The 18,357-nt window shown below is 42.1% G+C and carries 15 protein-coding genes; 4 read left to right on the forward strand and 11 right to left on the reverse strand.

The features are described from left to right. Nucleotides 1-94 precede the first annotated feature (94 nt). The gene (locus tag JMX89_RS09285) at nucleotides 95-1,015 is read right to left on the reverse strand and encodes a glutaminase (protein ID WP_201531701.1); all 921 of its coding nucleotides are present in this window, start codon (nucleotides 1,013-1,015) and stop codon (nucleotides 95-97) included. 545 nt (nucleotides 1,016-1,560) lie between these two features. On the opposite strand from JMX89_RS09285, the gene JMX89_RS09290 reads away from it, so the two are divergent. After that, nucleotides 1,561-2,889 carry an ATP-binding protein gene (locus JMX89_RS09290; RefSeq protein ID WP_201531699.1) on the forward strand — a complete coding sequence of 443 codons (1,329 nt, stop codon included), beginning with the start codon at nucleotides 1,561-1,563 and terminating at the stop codon, nucleotides 2,887-2,889. Nucleotides 2,890-2,900: 11 nt separating this feature from the next. Here the strand turns inward: JMX89_RS09290 and JMX89_RS09295 are convergent, their stop codons facing one another. Further along, on the reverse strand, nucleotides 2,901-3,593 hold the full coding sequence (locus JMX89_RS09295; protein WP_201531697.1) for a thiopurine S-methyltransferase: 693 nt from the start codon (nucleotides 3,591-3,593) through the stop codon (nucleotides 2,901-2,903). 575 nt (nucleotides 3,594-4,168) lie between these two features. On the opposite strand from JMX89_RS09295, the gene JMX89_RS09300 reads away from it, so the two are divergent. Next, nucleotides 4,169-4,768: a DJ-1/PfpI family protein gene (locus JMX89_RS09300; RefSeq protein ID WP_201531695.1), complete on the forward strand. Its 600-nt coding sequence runs from the start codon at nucleotides 4,169-4,171 to the stop codon at nucleotides 4,766-4,768. Between the two features lie 262 nt (nucleotides 4,769-5,030). Here JMX89_RS09300 and JMX89_RS09305 read toward each other — a convergent pair whose 3' ends face one another. Further along, the gene (locus tag JMX89_RS09305; RefSeq protein WP_201531693.1) at nucleotides 5,031-6,410 is read right to left on the reverse strand and encodes a PLP-dependent aminotransferase family protein; all 1,380 of its coding nucleotides are present in this window, start codon (nucleotides 6,408-6,410) and stop codon (nucleotides 5,031-5,033) included. Nucleotides 6,411-6,633: 223 nt separating this feature from the next. Between JMX89_RS09305 and JMX89_RS09310 the strand changes: the two genes are divergently transcribed. Beyond that, nucleotides 6,634-7,803, forward strand: a complete 1,170-nt coding sequence (locus JMX89_RS09310) for an MFS transporter (RefSeq protein ID WP_201531692.1) — start codon at nucleotides 6,634-6,636, stop codon at nucleotides 7,801-7,803. Nucleotides 7,804-8,113: 310 nt separating this feature from the next. On the opposite strand, the gene JMX89_RS12915 is transcribed toward JMX89_RS09310, so the two are convergent. Both JMX89_RS12915 and JMX89_RS09315 read right to left on the reverse strand, forming a co-directional pair. Continuing rightward, on the reverse strand, nucleotides 8,114-8,242 hold the full coding sequence (locus tag JMX89_RS12915) for a hypothetical protein (protein ID WP_265088693.1): 129 nt from the start codon (nucleotides 8,240-8,242) through the stop codon (nucleotides 8,114-8,116). A gap of 634 nt (nucleotides 8,243-8,876) precedes the next feature. Continuing rightward, on the reverse strand, nucleotides 8,877-9,350 hold the full coding sequence (locus JMX89_RS09315; RefSeq protein WP_201531690.1) for a hypothetical protein: 474 nt from the start codon (nucleotides 9,348-9,350) through the stop codon (nucleotides 8,877-8,879). Between the two features lie 224 nt (nucleotides 9,351-9,574). Here JMX89_RS09315 and JMX89_RS09320 point away from each other — a divergent pair, with 224 nt between their 5' ends. Continuing rightward, nucleotides 9,575-10,249, forward strand: a complete 675-nt coding sequence (locus JMX89_RS09320) for a hypothetical protein (protein WP_201531688.1) — start codon at nucleotides 9,575-9,577, stop codon at nucleotides 10,247-10,249. A 150-nt stretch (nucleotides 10,250-10,399) separates the two neighbouring features. Here JMX89_RS09320 and JMX89_RS09325 read toward each other — a convergent pair whose 3' ends face one another. From JMX89_RS09325 to JMX89_RS09350, 6 genes are all read right to left on the reverse strand, one after another. Beyond that, entirely contained in the window at nucleotides 10,400-10,879 is a 480-nt protein-coding gene (locus JMX89_RS09325) for a hypothetical protein (RefSeq protein WP_201531686.1), read from the reverse strand. Next, a complete protein-coding gene (locus JMX89_RS09330) occupies nucleotides 10,880-11,623 on the reverse strand; it encodes a zinc-dependent peptidase (protein WP_201531684.1) in 744 nt (247 codons plus the stop codon). Nucleotides 11,624-11,720: 97 nt separating this feature from the next. Further along, on the reverse strand, nucleotides 11,721-12,713 hold the full coding sequence (rhuM, locus tag JMX89_RS09335) for a RhuM family protein (RefSeq protein ID WP_201531682.1): 993 nt from the start codon (nucleotides 12,711-12,713) through the stop codon (nucleotides 11,721-11,723). Between the two features lie 85 nt (nucleotides 12,714-12,798). Continuing rightward, complete coding sequence (locus tag JMX89_RS09340) at nucleotides 12,799-13,899, reverse strand: helix-turn-helix transcriptional regulator (protein WP_201531680.1); 1,101 nt, start codon at nucleotides 13,897-13,899, stop codon at nucleotides 12,799-12,801. Between the two features lie 218 nt (nucleotides 13,900-14,117). Next, entirely contained in the window at nucleotides 14,118-16,199 is a 2,082-nt protein-coding gene (locus tag JMX89_RS09345) for a hydantoinase/oxoprolinase family protein (RefSeq protein ID WP_201551437.1), read from the reverse strand. Between the two features lie 40 nt (nucleotides 16,200-16,239). Beyond that, nucleotides 16,240-18,003, reverse strand: a complete 1,764-nt coding sequence (locus tag JMX89_RS09350) for a hydantoinase B/oxoprolinase family protein (protein ID WP_201551439.1) — start codon at nucleotides 18,001-18,003, stop codon at nucleotides 16,240-16,242. Nucleotides 18,004-18,357: the final 354 nt, after the last annotated feature.

The raw sequence follows: 18,357 nt of genomic DNA on the forward strand, positions 1-18,357 counted from the left end.
ATAGAATCGCTATAATCAGGATGTAATACCATCCGAAAAAGCGACATTATTCGCTGGATTGATAATCAATTAAAAAAGCATTAAGTGATCGCTTTCAATTCGAAAAAACTGACCAGCCCGTTTTCTGTACCAGCAGCTCTAATGCCTTTGACCCAAGTTTGGAATTTCCTACGTGATCAAGCCCTGGTGACCAAACTGCGATTGAGCCTTTACCTGGCGCTATCGTCAAAATACCGCCACCAACACCACTTTTACCCGGTAGCCCAACACGGTAGGCAAATTCACCAGCGCCATCGTAATGACCGCACATCATCATTAAGGAGTTTATCCGTCGAGACTGCTGTGCATTAATCACTCGTATCCCTGTGTGTTGATTAACACCATTAGACACTAAAAAAAGACCAGCACGGGCTAACTGCTCACAACTCATTGCAATCGCGCATTGATGAAAATAAACACCGAGCACCTTATCTACGTCGTGCTTTATATGACCAAAGGACTTCATAAAGTGGGCTAAGGCGGCATTTCGATCTCTGTGATCCATTTCAGACGCTGCCACTTTATGGTCAAAACGGATCGAATCATCATCGGCAATAAAGTGTACAAACCGCAGAATTTCACCCAAGGTTTCTTTCGGCTCATGTCCCATCATAATGGCATCCACCACGGCAATCGCACCAGCATTGATAAATGGATTACGTGGTCGACCCGATTCAAACTCCAATACCGTGATCGAGTTAAAGGGATCGCCAGATGGCTCACGACCAACATGGGTCCAAATTGCATCACCTAACTTGCCAAGACCGATGGTTAAGGTAAATACTTTGGAGATACTTTGGATCGAGAATAGGATGCTCGCATCCCCTGCTACATATACCTGCCCATCAGGTGTCGCTACGGCAATACCAAACTGGTTCGGATCGACATGCGCCAGTTGCGGGATATAATCTGCCACTTTTCCACGATCGATTTCAAGGGCCATCTCTGCGGCAATATCATTAAGAATCTGTTGCATATGAGTTGGGTAACCGTATTTCTACTGCGTTGTTGAATAATAGTGATTTTAACTGAATAAAAGGTGATAAGGATGTAAATATTATATTTTAATTCAGGTCTATTGAAGTGAATTGCACTCAGATTCTCGGAGATTATTGTGACCGTGAGCATAATCTCACAGTCATTTCAGTTTTTTTTGCATAAATAATGAGTGGGGTTGCTCCGTATTATCAGTTCAGGGATACTTATTTTCACCCTCCAAAGAGGTACTAGATAAATCCATGTCTACATTTAATGTAGTAAATAATTACCAAGAGGTTATTAACTCTATTGATACAGTTGATATATTTCGCCAATCTCATAGATATAAACTTAGGGATTTTTAATTTAGTCAAATTTATCAATCCTATCGTAGGTTCTGCATAGATAGTACTATAGCTATGACTTACACCCAAAAAAGCTCTAAAAAATAGTAAGAATATTATATGTCAGTAGAGTTGACACCAGTAAGAAGTCGTTACTTGCTCAATTATTGTGTTTTGATCTGAAAGGATGTGAATAAATTTGATTTATAAGCTCATACTAAATAAGCATTTGCAGGTTGCACTGCTGTTTTTGCTGATTCAGCAAATTATTGTTGCTTCATCAACGTACTTTATTGCTCGCCTTGCACAAAGTTTGACCGAGGAGAGTATCTCAATTTTATATATGGTGCTATTTGCCGTCTCTTTAGTAGCGGTTTATGTGCCCGCGTATTTTTGTGTCACCAATACGGAGCGCGCCAAGTACGATGCTCATAAGCTGTACAATGATAATTTTCATACTGTCTTTTTAGGCAAGACCTACTTGTTATCTAACGATGAGTTACAGAGTACGGCAACCACAACACTCGCTCAGGAAAGCAACTACACCCTTGAAACCGTCATTGATAGCATTTTTGATATTTCAGCGCTGGTGCTCAATGTCTTATTTAATGTGTTGGTCATTGCTTGGTTTTTGGATGGCACATTACTGCTTGGTTATGCAGTAGGTATTATTTTTGCCTCCATGTTTGTGCATTTTAGACGGCATGCTTTAAAAACGGCTGCCAAAACTGATCAACAATCGCGTCTGAATTTGACCGCTAAACTTTTTGACAGTTGGGATAACGTCGTTATTTTTAATAAGCATAATTACACGCTCTATAACAATATGGTTCAAAAAAGCTTTGCAACAGCAAAGAATAATAGCGTTAAATCTACATCGATTCAGCACATCAATTCAAGCTTAGGCATGATCATATTGATGCTGCCTGTCTTTGTGGTCACTGCTTTTATTTTTAATAAAAATTGGCAGGATGCTGCGACGATGGCGGTACTAATTGCCACATTGCCAAGACAAATTCAGCTATTGCAAATGTGCTATGCACTTATTGGATACCATACCAGTATTGGCGTTATTAGAACGATGTTAGATGGTATTTTAGAGGTTTTACAACCAACCACTGTGGATTTAGATACCTACATTCAGGCAAACCAAATACGTGTGAAGCAAACAGGGGATATTTTTGATTCAACACAACTGCCCAAGCAAGGTAGAGTAACGTTGGTTGGTAATAATGGCGTTGGCAAATCTTGTATGTTGCTTAAGCTCAAAGACCACTACCAAGAACAGGCTTACTATTTACCCGCTAAGCACAATTTGTATTTCAATTACAAAGCAGATAAAGCCCATAAGGGTTCAACAGGACAACAACTCATCAAACAAATTCAAGAAATTAGAGAGGACGACCGAAGTACGATTGTCATGCTTGATGAATGGGATGCACATTTGGATAGAGAAAATACTCAAACTATAGATCAATATCTTGATGAGCTTGCCCAAACAAGGCTTGTAGTGGATGTTAGACATTGATTTGTAGAATATTAATTTTTAGATACTAATGTATAGACAAGACGATATCCTGAATCACCTGCGGTAGAAACATAGTCTACTTTTTCTTGTGCTATCAATTTTATCTTATAATACTCAGCATAATATTGTTCAAGTTGAGATCGTGTCACTAAGAAAGGAGGTAAGTTTTTATGATTATCGCTGCGCTGCTTCTCACCGTCATAAGTAAAAGATAAGAGAAGTTGGCTTGCTTTATTACTAAGCGCCATCAGTTTATGTGTATAGCGTGTACGTAAATTATCAGGCTTCATATCTGGAAGCGCTACTAATGCACCACGATCATACACAGCATCTATTATTCCAATATCAATAGGACTTAAGTCAAAGATATCACCCACCCAGATTTTGAGAGTTTGTCCTTCATGTTCAGCTTGATAACAAGTGAGATTAGGAGTAGTTGGATGTAGTGATACTGTCGCTTGCAAATCAGTTTCGGCAAAAAACTGTATGACTGCTATTTCTGACAGCTCAACACCAATAACGTCGAAACCCTGATTTATAAACCATAGCATATCCACGCTCTTACCGCATAAAGGCACAAAAACGCGACCATTTTTAGGGCTATTGGGTGCTTTAAAATGATGTATTAGCATGGGATGTGGTTTTTTCTGAGTAAAATTAGTTTGGCTCTTTTGCCATGCATTTTTCCAAAATTCAGGAGTCATAAAGTTAACCTTTATTGTATTAGACTGAGTCTGCCTTGTTGTTTTGTTTTGGGAATCTCTAAGCTGTAAGATGCATTGGCTTTGATAAAGTAAATATGAATGGCAAATAAAGCATGCTTTACGGTTAGGAGATATCGTAGGTAATTTTCTTCAATACTTCATAATAGTTCTCAAGCAAACTCGATTTTTTGACTGAGTAATTGCTATGAGCCTATCCATAATCTTGCCAATGTCTGCCTTTGCTTTAGCGGTTTTGCTGGCAGGTAATGGCTAATTTATTCAATGCTGCGGACATCTGTCTATCAAGTACCAATTTTTTATTATCAAACCTGTGCATCAGAGTAGATAAGTATTCAATCATTTATGTTTGCTTAAATATTCGAGCACAGTTTAAATTGAGCCAAAACAAATCTGCTGAAAATAGAGTAGGGGTTGTCACAGGACTGAAACAGCTAGGAACGTCAAAGGTGGATGCGATGGCGACGTTGGTTAAAAAGGTAAATGAAGATTAAGCTTGATTATAAGGGTATAAATGAGCGATATTTAATTTAATAATATTAACTCAAGGACACACCATGACATCGATACGAACCGTTGGCATATTACTTTTTAACGAAGTCGAAGTATTAGATTTCGCAGGACCTTTCGAGGTGTTTTCATTGGCTGAAAACGATAGCAGTGATAAGCATTTTGATGTCATTACCATTGCCGAGCACCAAGCGCCAATATCTGCTAGAAATGGTTTAACTGTTATACCGGATTATAGCTTCGACAATCATCCCATTATTGATGTTTTGGTTATTCCAGGCGGTTATGGCGCAGAAAAGGTTGAAATAAATAATCCAGTGGTTATTGATTGGATTATCTCTCAAGCAAAGATTACCGAGTTAACGCTATCAGTCTGCACCGGTGCCTTACTATTAGCAAAAGCTGGATTGCTGGCTGGCAAATCTGCAACCACCCATTGGATGGACTTGGACAATTTAGCATCCTATCCTAATATTGAGGTTATCGCTAATACCCGTTTTGTCGATGCCAGTGACGAGACTGCTAAATTGGTAACATCAGCAGGAATAAGTGCGGGTATTCATGCCAGCCTGTACTGTGTGAAGAAGTTACTAGATAGTCAAACTATGCAAACAACTGCAAGACGTATGGAGTTTGATATAGGTTAAAAGCGTTAATAAATTTGGCTAACAAACACCGCGGCATAAAGAGCTTGGATCTTGCATTATCGGCTGGCAGTGTCACTTTGAAGGGACCCGAGAGAGTATGGTCAAGATGAAATCTAAAATGAACTTAATAACTATCATGAACTGTCCAATCACCTACTGAGATAATAGAGTGTAGCCACCAATATATTGGAAACAATAACGCATGGTTAGCAGCCATATTGGATAATTTATTAAATGTATAAAAACTTCTAAGTATTGTTGGCTATACCAACGCTTGAGCCAATACTTCAAATACTTTTGAACTACTCATTTGTGCCACATTAAAACGCATAAAGTTCTCAGCATTTTTTGATTGACTAAAAGCATTGCCTGGGGCTAAGACTACACCTTGTGACAAACAACGATTAGCCAGTTCGGTTGCACTATTATTATCTGGCAAGCGGCACCAAAGGAACATCCCTGCTTGTGGTAGTAACCACGGCACAATTCCCAATTTTTCCAAGCGTGGCAGCGCTTGAGAACGTGCGCTTGCAAGACGCATATGCATCGTGCTCATATGTTTGCGATAACCGCTGTCCGTTAGCGCCGATAACACAACTGCTGCTGCCAGCTGACCGCCGCCAAAGCCAGTTGCTATTTTTAAATCGAGCAAACTCTCAATCCATTCATTTGGCGCGGCTATATAACCGCAGCGCAAGGATGCCGATAAGGTTTTAGAAAAACTACCAATATAAAACACGCGTGATAAGCCGTCTAATGCCGCAAGCCGTGGCGCAGGTTTGACTTCAAAATCAGCAAAAATATCATCTTCGATAATATATAAACCAGCGGTCTGAGCCAATTGCAATATTTGGTAAGCCGTAGCATGCGATAAGGTTGCACCGGTAGGGTTATGGATGGCGGCATTAGTAATATATAGGCGTGGTTTGTGTTCTTCTAAAATTTTCGCAAAGGCATCTATATCTGGACCATTCGGCGTATAAGGCACGCCAATGATTTTGACTCTATGAGCACGCAATAGCGCTCGAAAATTAAAATAACAAGGGTCATCGACGACTACTGTATCGCCTGCGGTCAATAAAAAACGTAAAATCAAATCTATCGCTTGTGTGCCAGACTCTGTCAGCATGACTTGTGAAGGCTGCGCATCGATGCCCAGTCCTGCCATACGCCGTGTCAGTAATTGGCGCAATGCGGGCAATCCTAGCGGCGTTGCATACTCGCTGATAACGGTAGCGTCACCTCTTGCCGCATGTCGTAAACCGCGGCGCATACCCTCCACAAACAACCAATCGGATGGCAGCCAACCACAGCCAGGCTTTAGTACATTATCGGATGGCTCAAGCGATTGCCGCGACACCCAGAGTGGATCTATCGCGCGATCAAGATTATGCCCTGTTTCTGTTAATGAGAGCGGCGCTGTCGTCTCTGCGACATAGAACCCTGCGCCAGGACGCGAGTAAATAATACCTTCTGTTTGCAAGCGCTCGTAAGCTTCAACTACCGTTGAGGGTGAAAACCCGTAACTGTTCGCCGCTGCTCGTACGGAGGGCAGGCGTGTTCCGAGCATATAAACGACGGTTGCTATCTTTTCTTTAACGTCAGCCATGACGACTTCAATTCGTGTTAATTGATGCTTCATATTTTTCAAGTGAACCCATGAATATATAAATTCGATAGAAGAGCTGTATGGGTTTTATATACCAAACAGTTCTGTCTAATTGTACTGGATTGTATATAGATAAACTAACGCACTTTTGTTTTAATCATTGAGCCTAAAACGATGTGATATGGCTATAAAGCCTGAGTGGTGACAACCATTAATATCAATCAACCCAATGATACTTTTTTAAAAGCGGCTATATATGAGCACTCAAAAATATAATAAATATTTGGCATTTGCATTATGTGTCATAACAACAAGCGTTAATATACAAGGACCACTTTATGCTATTTACGCTAAAAATGATGGCTACGGTGTTTTAGCAACCACGGTCGCATTCTCTTTTTATGTGTTGGGGGTGATACCGGTATTATTAGCTTTTGGTGGACTCTCCGATAGGATTGGGAGACGCAAGACGATTTTAATCTCTTTAAGTTTATCAATAGCGGCAACTGCTCTGATGATGTTCTATCCTTATACGCGAGCGTTAGCAATAGCGAGATTGTTGCTTGGTGTGGGCACGGCCTTAATGGCAGCAACAGCGACCGCATATATGATTGAGTTGATTGGCTCGTCCGATACGGGGCGTGCGACCACTTGGGTAACTGCAAGTACCACTATAGGTTTTGGTCTTGGGCCTGCATTAACGACAGTTTCTCTATTGTTGTATGAGACACAGCATCCTGCCAGCTTTTTCTTCCTGTTAATAAGCGCGTTTTTATCAATATTTTTAGTATGGCGGCTGCCTGAGACTGCGCCGAAACGCTCTAATACATTTAAATCAATGCTTAAGCTGCCATATTTTAATCGTGAAGTGATATGGTATGGCGGCGGTATTTTGATTTGTTGGGCGACTACCGGATTGGTTTTATCGATTATTCCATCAGTATTGGCCACGCATGGACTGGCTAAGTATGCTGGAATATCCTCTATGCTTGCCATCAGCTGTGGATTATTGTTTCAGCCTATCGCTCGAAAGCTTGATCCTCAAGTATCATGTAAATTGGGTATTCTGATTTTACTTCCTGCTTATGTGTTGCTTGCTTGGGGTGCGCTGCATGCCAATCTACCAGTAATTCTTTTAGCGGCTTTTTTAGCTAGCAGTAGTTGTTATGGTTTCGTATATTTAGGCGGGTTGTCAGGGGTGACACAGTCTGCTGGCACTGAGCAAGCTCGTGCTAGTGCTGGCTATTTTTTAATGGCTTACATGGGGTTTAGCGTGCCAGTGATTTTTACTGGTTTGATGATAGATCAGTATGGTTCTACTGTTGCATTTTACGCTTTTGGGTTGTTTTTACTGCTGGGCGCGTTTTTATTGTTCGCAAGTCAGTCTATTTTAAAACCAGAGTCCGCCACTATTGCAGCACCTTGATATAAGATTTTATTTAGCTAAACAAGCTTTCTTTAATAGGAAATAAATAAATGCTTCTCATTGTAATCAATCAAACACAGCACACAATAAACCGAACATAAGGCACAATCAGATAATGACTGCTCTCACTGCTATGATAAGCCGCTTTTTCATAGCAAGAAGCATCCTGTTGATACAATAGGGTAGCGTTAAAGCCTGACATAGATAAGTGCTCATTACCTTGACCTTGAGAAGAATATTCTTTAGAAAAAACTGTTGAAAATTGAATAATTTTCTGGTCTTTTGCCGAATAGAAGCCCTCGTTTTTATCTTACTGATGACAAGCGACAATAAACAGTACGGTAATATCATAGCGATTTTCCATCCAATTATCACCGTAAAACGCCTGTTCTATAAACTCTTGCCCCGCAGTATTGACCAGTTTTTTAGGTGTTAGCATGAGCTCATCCAAGCGCATAAAGCGATGAGACTTGCTTAAATTAGTAGGCAACAGTAACTATTTATTTTTTGGTCATTTTGATAAAGCCCGTAATATATTTGGCTGTGAGGTGATAATTGTGAATGAGAGACTATGCAAGGGGCTTATTAGGTATTGCGAAGGTAGTAAGCACAGTACAGTAATGATGAGCAGAACAAGTTTATCAAAGAGGTTAACTTTGAATGAATAATAAAATCACTGTATCCACAACATGTCTATAAGAGGTTTCTGAAATATATGCAGAGAGGCTATTAGCGACTTGATTTAATGCATTAAGTTCGATTAGGACTCCGCGTATTAAACCTTCAAGACATATCAGTTAGTAATTATACTAGTGATGATTACAATGATTATTTAAACAGGTAACACATATTATGATTAAGCAATTATCGAGCAGACTGACTAACAACTTAATGCTTGAACATAGTCCTATGAACTTAGTACTACATACACTTCATTTAACATAATATACATTATGCGAAAACAAACCAACGGTTTTATAATTTGGGCACATCATATTTTGTATAATGCTATTTGCTAATCATCCCATTGATTTCTATCAGCAGTTATTTGATGTCGATATATTGGTTTCTAATTAAGGACAGTTTTTAAGCAAATGCGCTCGTAAAGATGTTCCATCCTCATCTAAGATTACATCCGCCACTTGGCACGCAGAATTATCACAGGACAATTCATAATAAACATCATGGCCATGCGCTAAGCTGACTTGGACCAAGCCTCTGGTTGTCACTGAAAATTGCTTGTCTTGTGCATAATCAGGATCTTGAGAATTCCACAAGACATCGTAACCCACATGACAGGATGTTTGCGCTTTAGCAAAGTAATCTTGCTCACGCTGCATGGCAGCCTTCAGATCCGGATTGGCATATTGATGTAATACCACTGGGTTATCCATTCCTTCATTATTCACATCCTGCTGGTACATCTTGGCCACAGTATCAATTTTCATGGCAAAAGCTGTCTGTAACGGCTGCGTTAGATTGGCAGTAGCCGTGATAGCAGAAAATCCTATTGCGAGCATCATTATAGAAAATATCATTTTTTGCATGGCACCCTCCATGAAATATGACGTTTTAAGTGTTATATTCATTAAATCACATACAAGCTACCACTTTACTGCTTAATTGTGTCTATCGAGTTTATTAAAAAACACTGTTTACACAGCACCATTATAAACTTTGATGCGTTATTAGTACTATTGATTGGTAAATATACATTGGATCTAGTATGTGTTTTGGAATGACTTAAATAAGCTACGATAAGGATATTGTTATGATGCCATCTACTCGTTCTAATATTTTTCAGTCTTATCTTTATAAGCTATCAACCGCGGCGGGGTTTGGTTTAGTGCTAGCAATCACAGGGTGCCAATCTTCTGCTGAATCCAACGCCAGCACTCCAAATCAATCAACTGGCAACCCATCTGTACTTATAGTCTCAGATATGAGCCAGCAAACGCTCAAACAGCAAGCACTGCGTATCCAGCGCGCTCTTGCCAATAATGATTTTTCTAGAATCACAGATGATATTCATCCAACTCGTGGCGTACGTTTTTCGATGTATGCTTACGTAAGGACTGATACGGATAAAGTCTTTAGCCGCGAGCAGTATGCTCAGTATCTACAACAATCAAAAATTCGTTTTACTTGGGGCGAAAAAGACGGTACTGGCGAGGCATTGGTAGTGCCACTACCAGAATACTTAGATACGTGGGTCGCCGGTGAGAAATATAATAATGCCAGTATCAGCGTTAATGAGTTTAAACATAACGGCAGTATGATCAATAATTTAAAAGAGATTTACCCCAATTCAGAGTTTGTTGAGTTTTATCATAAAGGCTCAGAGCAATACTCTGGTATGGACTGGCGTATCCTACGCTTAGTGTTTGATGAGTATCAAGGCAAACGTTATCTGGTTGCTATTGTCAATGAACAATGGACGGTTTAAACAACCTTTACCTGTAAAAACAAGTGCTTACAGTCATAAAAATCAATAACGGGCGGTGTTATTAAATCAATACACTGCCCTTTTTATGGTTTTTTTAAGCTATTAAACGGATAATTAAGAAATTAGCGACTGAAAAATCCGTAAAAACACTTATAAACTGAGTAAACATTGATGATTTTTATAGGTCATATAGAAGGTAGTAGCAGTACCCTTATCCTCTTTGCTTTCATATACTGGATAATCATACGCTTCCTCAAAAATGCCCTTATAACTATCTAGTTTATCCATGCCTTTTGTAGTTAAATCTGCTTTGTTGTTTATATTCATTAAATGATAAATGTCACTATAATCAACATCCTTTTGTCTCATCTCCATAATATTGAAAGCAAAAGCTGACTGAGTTGAACAAAAATCTTCATTATTATCAGATATATTTTGGACTTTATCGAGGGTTGAATCTATATATACTCCTAATTCTTGCAGCTCTTTAGGATATTGTGAGGGAGCATTGATAGCATATGCCGGATGCGTTATCAGCAAAGCATAAATTAAAATTAGCAATTTTTTCATGAAATTCATATTCTCGTAAGTATGGTTTTTTCTAATCGCTTTTACCAAGACACCTTTCATTCATAGCGGCGTTTGGCGAAAAAATTTCACCATTATCTCGTAAATATCAGGATAAGCATCAATCAGCTTTTGCGGCGTCTCAAAAAACACTTCACTCAGTACCGCAAAAAATTCCGCAGGATTGGTGGCACCATAGCGATCGAGACCTGATTTATGATGGCTTTGAAAATCCTCAAAGTCGCGGCTCATAATTTCAGTCCAGCGCGCAGGATCCATATCCGGTTGCAGCGGCGGAAAGCCATTAGCGCGACCATTTAGCATATCAAGCTTATGCACAAACTCATGAATGACGACATTATGCCCATCACGCTCGCCTGAGTGTTTGGCATCCTTCCATGACAGTATAATGGGACCACGCAGCCATGCTTCGCCGCTACGATGCTGACTGCCCTCATGGACGATACCCAACTCATCTACGGTGCTGGTTTCGCTTTTGTAAGAACCCGGATAAATAATAATGGCCGACCAGCCAGCGTACCATTCAAGGCTTAGGTTTAAAATAGGCAGACAAGCTTGCAAGGCGATAGATTGCTTGACCGCATCGGTAATCTCGAAACCCTGCGCGCCAGTAATCGACTTATCCGCCAAAAACAACGTCGCCAGCTCAAACAAGCGTGTTAGCTCATCCTCGTTTAGCCTCTCAAGTATCACAATACGCTTGGCAGCTTGCAGCCAGTCAGCATGGGTAAACTCGCTGTTGTCCAATATGCGCTGCTCGCGCCAGTCTTTTATCATGCTAAACATATTGAATTTCCTTTAATTTTGTCGTTAGACTGTGCTTTTTATTATTGGCGTTATGTGTTTTTAAGAGGTTAAGTGATGCTGACAATAAGCCTATTTATCAAGATTCTAATGACAGCATATTCATAATCAATTTAATCAAAGTTTCTTTTTGGTTGGGGTCAGACTCGGCAACCAACAAGGTTAATGCGGCAAGCCCGGTGTTATTAATAACCATGTCACCTTTATCATTGAGCAGTCGATTATTCCGATGCAAAAAATCTACAAACAAAAAAGCGCCGCTGCGTTTATTGCCATCGGTAAAAGGATGATTTTTGACCATAAAGTACAGTAAGTGCGCCGCTTTACTCTCGATGGTCGGGTATGCAGGCTCGCCAAACACCGTCTGCTCTAAATTACCCAATACGCTGTCCAAGCCATCACCGCGAGGCTTGGCAAATAGCTCAGTCGCCTCACCTCTATCTATCAGCTGCGCTTTCAAATCCGTCAGCGCTGCCATCGCCTCAGTCGGACTGGGTAAGATACCGCCATCCTCCCCTGCAGGATTATCAAGCAAACCTTCATCATAGCGCTGTAACCATAAGAATGTCTGTGTATAACGACTGATAATCTCAACCAAGCCGCGACCTTCATCGGTTTTCAGCTCGGGACTTTGCGCGGTTTTTCTGATTAAATTTAACGCTTGTTGTAGCTCGCTTGAGTTTTTATCAAAGCGCTCTTGATTGAGTGTATAGCCTTGCACCAAGTATTCACGTAGGCGCTGGGTTGCCCAGCGTCTAAACTGCACACCTTGGGGAGATTTGATGCGATAACCCACTGAGATAACCACATCTAAGTCATAAAACGTCACAGGGCGATCAGAATTTGCAATATGCATTTTTTGCATATTGCTTTTTTCAGCAATTTCTTCATCGTTTATAGCATTGGCAATATGACGCGAAATCACTGATTGGTCACGACCAAACAACTCGGTCATTTGTGCTTGCGTGAGCCAAACAGTCTCTTGCTCGAAGCGAACGTCTACCTGCGCCTCTCCATCAGCGCTTTCATAAATCTCTACTTTTGCTGTTTTATCATTCGTCGCATCAGTCATCTTGGTTTTTCCTTAACTTAATATACGCGCTTATGATCAATCCATAAATCATACAGCGACTGCGTGACAGAGTACATAACAATGACTATCCTGTGCTTGGAGTATCTCGCGGCGTATAACCGAAATGCTGCTTATAAATGCGTGAAAAATAACCTTGGTCACCATAACCGACTCTATGCGCCACTTCATCGATGGTTACGTAGCTTTTGGTTTTTAAAATATGATTGGCCTGCTTTAAGCGTAGCTCTTTTACCCATTCTGAAAAACTATAGGGCAACTCAGCAAACAGTTTATGCAAGTATCTGACCGATATATGACAAGCAGCAGCGACCATCGCTGGGGTTAAAGCAGGGTTTTCTAGGTGCAGATGGACGTAATGCTCGATGCGCTTTAGATGTACCGACTGTATGGACGAGCTGGTACTCATCATCACCTCTTTCGGGGCGCTTAATGTCAATACAATAAGGTTAAGCAGCTGTTGCTCTAGGATTCTAACCTCTAAAGCCGCCAATCGATGCTGCTGAATCAGCTCTAATATCTGCCTGATTTGAAAAACCAGCAACCTGCCTGCCCCTTCATCAATAGACAGACTGCGGGCAAACTGCCGATCTATAGTGCCCATTTGCGGGGTTAATAGAGCCAAAGGCACCTTGATCACATATAACGACACTTGCTGCAGATGATAAAACTCATAAGGTAAGTTTGATAATTCAATAAAGAACTGACCCGGGCTTGAGGTTAATTGGCGGTTTTTTTGCGCAAAACGGACGCTACCGGTCACAGGAAAGGTGATTAAAATACTGTCGTCGCTACTATTGTCCTTAACGCCGTCACTAGACTGTTTGCTCGCTAAGCTGCGTTTATAATGCACGGTATTGGCATGATAATGAGACACGCCGATATCCAAAAGCTTGGCGTGTTGCAAGTAACCAGAAAACTGACTTGGCTGGCGAAAGCTTACATTGAGATCAAAATAGGTATCATTGATGGTGCGCTTCCAATCAAACGCGTCTAACGTTTGAGGAGCACTTATAGCAGGTGTTGAAGATATTGGCGCAAATGGGGTTAATAGTGGTGATGATATTGCCGAATTTGAAATAGAACTGTCCCCTACAATGTCTATGAGACTATCGCTGTTTGCTGTGCTATTGGCATTGGTATTGTCTGTATCGCGACTTGCATTCATCCTTGAATACTCTATGAATAAAAAATGAGCGGTAATGGCTGCTTATACACTAAGCGCTATTTGTAAGCATTTTATTAGATGCTAAGCGGTTATTTTTATATCATAAACGTATTATTACCCTGATGTCTAAATATGATACCTAAAACAAACATCAGGCATTAAACGAGGTTTAATGCCTGATGGGAAAACTATAAAGCGATAACGATGAAAACAGCAAGCTAAGCGGCTTTGGTTAGCTTATAAGTGCCCGTCTCATGCAATTCTGCTTGCCAGCCTTTTTTAATCACAATCGTGGTGGTTGGCTCTTGAATAAGCGCCGGCCCTGCAATCAGCGCCCCTGCCCCAAATTCCTCACCATTATAAATAGGCGTATCAATCCATTCGTATTCTTGATCCATGATCATCTCACGGCTGCCAACTTGCGCCTGACTGATATCACCTTGTTGCTTAGCAAGCTCTGGTAGCTTGGGCTTACTGATTTTACCGATGACAGCGACTTCGATATTGACCAGCTCGACCTTATTGTCACGCTCATCATAAGTATAGAGCTCTTTATGACGATGATGAAAGGCTTCTAGAATCGTTTGCACGCTATCGGCATCAAGCTTGCCATTGGGTATCAGTACATTACACTCATGCACCTGCCCGACGTAGCGCATCTCCATGGTGCGCTCGATGATGATATCGTCTTCTGCAAAGCCATCTTCTAGCAGCTTTTGCACGCCCAAGCTTTCTAGCTCATGTAAGGTGGCATTGAGTGACTGTAGCTCTGAATCTGGCGCAATAATCATCATCTGCGTGGCCAGATAATTATATTTAATATCAGAGATGATTTGACCAAAGGCGCAGAGACAAGAGGCAATCTTTGGTATCAAAATAGTACCAATACCCATCTCTTCTGCCAAATCGACAATATGCATGCCACCTGCGCCGCCTGCACAAATAAGCGCAAAGTCGCGAGGGTCATAGCCTTTTTCAATGGTAATACGGCGAATACCGTTTGCCATGTTTTGATTGACGATGGCACTGATACCAAAGGCGGCATGTGCCAAGTCAATTTTTAATGGATCGGCGATGTGTTTTTGCACCGCTTGCAGCGCTTTGTCTTTATCCAAAGTCACGCAGCCGCCTAGCACGGCATCGGGCTCAAGGTAACCTAACACCAGATTAGCATCGGTCACCGTTGGTAACTCACCGCCTTTACCATAAGACGCAGGACCTGGGGTCGCGCCAGCACTTTGTGGACCGACCTCGAGCATCCCAAAGTTATTTACATGACCAATAGAGCCGCCGCCCGCGCCCAGCGTTTCAACATGAATCATCGGCACGCCAATACGATTGCGTAAAAAATCAATATCACGGTTTAGGCTCGTTCGACCAGATTTGGCCATCGTGATATCAAAAGACGTCCCGCCCATATCAACGGTGATAATGTTATCAATGCCAAAGGCGCTGGCAATATACAGTCCTGCTTGCGGTGCTGATGCGGGTCCTGAATTGATGGCATTAACCGCCCGTTCGCGCATGATGTTACCGACCGCAAGCCCGCCATTCGACTGAAAGTAACGGACCGGCTGCTCAGCGCCGAGTGCCTTAAAGTAATCATCAATCTTATGTACATAAGACGCCATAACGGGGCTTAAATAGGCATTGACCAATGTCGTTGAGGTACGCGTATATTCCTTAATCTGCGGATATACTTCACTACCGCAGCAGACAAACACCCCCGGCATGTGCTGCTCAATCAGCTCTTTGGCACGCTGTTCATGCTCGGTATTACGGATAGACCACACAAAAGAGATGGCAACCGCTTGCACGTCTTGCTGTTTTAACACTTCAATCGCATCGAGGATATCTTGCTCATTTAACGGCTCGTGTTCGCTGCCGTCTGCTAAGATACGACCACGGATAGGAAAGCGGCGGTCACGCGTAGCAATTTGTGGTGCCGGCGGGTAACTGGCATCATAGCGGTGTCCTTCTTCTTTGTGCCCTAAGCGTATCTCGATACTGTCTTCATGTCCTTTGGTACATAGCAATCCTACTTTTACGCCCGTCATCTGAATCAACGCATTTAGTGCGACGGTCGTACCATTTATGCACAAATCGCAGGCTTGAATGATGTCCTCGATAGGACGGTTAAACTTGTTGGCAATTTGCTGGAGACCATTGGCAATGGCTAAGGTGCCATCCTCTGGGGTCGATGGCGCTTTAAACAGATGAATGTCACCGGTTTTTTCTGCCAAGACAAAATCTGTAAAAGTCCCGCCAGCATCAACGCCAATACGAAAATCGTTGTTCATAAGTCATCCTTAACTCAATCATGAAAGTTCAATGTGTGTTTTATGCGGTTATCTGGCGGCGTAAGTACTCAGTCTCAGCTTCATTGAGCGCCAGAGTTTCTGGGTCAAGTACCACGCCGTATTCAATCTTTGCCGCAGCAATTGAGATAATTCTTTCTTTTACATCCTTGATGACCGCTTGAATATCGCGATCAAATGAGCTGCCGTAGCCGCCGCCACCCGGATTGATATTGCGCGCGCGTTCACCCGGCGTGATTTCCGTAACAGTGTTTTTTCTATATAAGTCCGTTTGCCCGTCTTTATGTAGTATCTCTAGACGCCCAACTTTAAGCTCAGGTGAGATTTGTTCCGCGCCGCCTGCGCCCATAGTAGGATGCTGACGACCTTCGCCAAAGGCAATAACTGTCATGGTATGGTCTAATGGCTCAACTTCCCAAACCGTACCACAGCCGCCGCGGTACTCGCCAGCGCCGCCACTGTCTTCTGCCAATCCATACTTATGAATTAAGATAGGATACTGATATTCCAATAGCTCAATATCTCCCGAGCTTAGCGCCCCAAAGCAGCTTAATGGTCCACAAGCATGCCAGCCATCCATTTGCTGCGTGGCTCCTGCCCCTGAAATAATAGACGCCAAAATCATGGTGACGTATTGCTCGCCAGTTTTTGGGTCGATACCAGCGATATTAATCCCTGACGAATGTCCCCAAGAGGCGGTAACGCGCTCTGGTGCTGCTGCTTCAAATGCCATACGTACCGCATCGGTTAAAGTTTCCATTGGCGTGGTCGTACAGTTGACATGCGGCGCCGGTTCTTTGGCATTACATAAGGTGCCATGCTCGCCCAAATCAACGGTCACACAGCGATATAGGCCTTCGTTATACGGCGGCTCTACTTGGGCAAACATCATTAGCCCAAGTAACACCCCTGACATCGAGTTACCGGCATAAGAGTTGATAAAGTAAGGGACTTGCGGTGGACTGGTGATTTTAATATGTACGTCGCTGTCTTTGATAACGATATCAGCGCTAATGGTCATATCACCCAAGCCATGACCTGAGTCTTCTAACACCGCCTCGCCATGATAATCGCCATCTGGGATAGAGGAGATTAATGAGCGCATATGGTGGTCAGCCATGTTCTTTAGCTCTTCAATCGCGCCGCGCACCGTTTCAACACCGTATTTGTCTAGCAGCGCAATCATATTACGCTCGCCAACGGCACACGCGCCATACTGAGCATTGAGATCGCCTTCTTGATTACGGCGTGAGCGCATATTACTGTGTATGAGGTTAATCACATCACGACGTCTGACGCCTTTTTCCCAAATCTTAATGGGCGGAATGCGTAAGCCTTCGGCATATATCTCTTTGGCGTCAGGGTTATAGCCGGCTGGTACAGGGCCTCCGATATCAGTGACATGACCTTTACAGACTGTCCAAAAGACTAATTCACCTTTATAAAATACCGGCTTATACATACAGCAATCTAGGATATGGCTGCCCATCATCACAGGATCGTTATGATAAATGACGTCGCCTTCATGAATGTCATCACCGTAATATTCAGCGACGGCTTTCATGGCTGGCATGAGTGAGCCTAAATGAATGGGAATATCTTGCCCTTGCAAAATCATCTCAGGCAAATGATCAAACAGCGCATTGCTATAGTCATGGGCTAAGTTAAAGACACTCGAACGGGCAGTTTTTTCTAAGGTGGTTGTCATCTCACGCTGCGCCGTTTCTAGGGCACCACGTACGACAGACAAGGTAATAGGATCTATAGAGGGGTGAGCGTTGCTCATGAAAGACTCCTTGTCGAGAAATTTGGGTCGGAAACAGCGCGTTTATATAGGCGAAATAAAAGAATATATCGGTCTATATGACCATTTATCCTTATCCTTCAGCGCGCGCTTTATCTGGCTTATCATCTATCCTAATGATCAAGCTTTTTCACTATAGCGAGGTTTTGGTCAAATAGATGGACTGTGCGTGCAGAGTTTTTGACTGTGAGTGTGCAGATGTAACGATAAGCAGCCTGTTTTTACGGTTATCATAGTGCGATATAAAGCGTTTAGCATAAAAAAAGAGCAATACCTCATATGTGCGGCACTGCTCTTTTTGTCTATTCTTACTAACTTCAATTGTATACGTTATTC

Origin of the sequence: Psychrobacter sp. DD43, from assembly GCF_904846555.1 — a bacterium.
GTDB classification, from domain to species: Bacteria; Pseudomonadota; Gammaproteobacteria; order Pseudomonadales; family Moraxellaceae; genus Psychrobacter; species Psychrobacter cryohalolentis.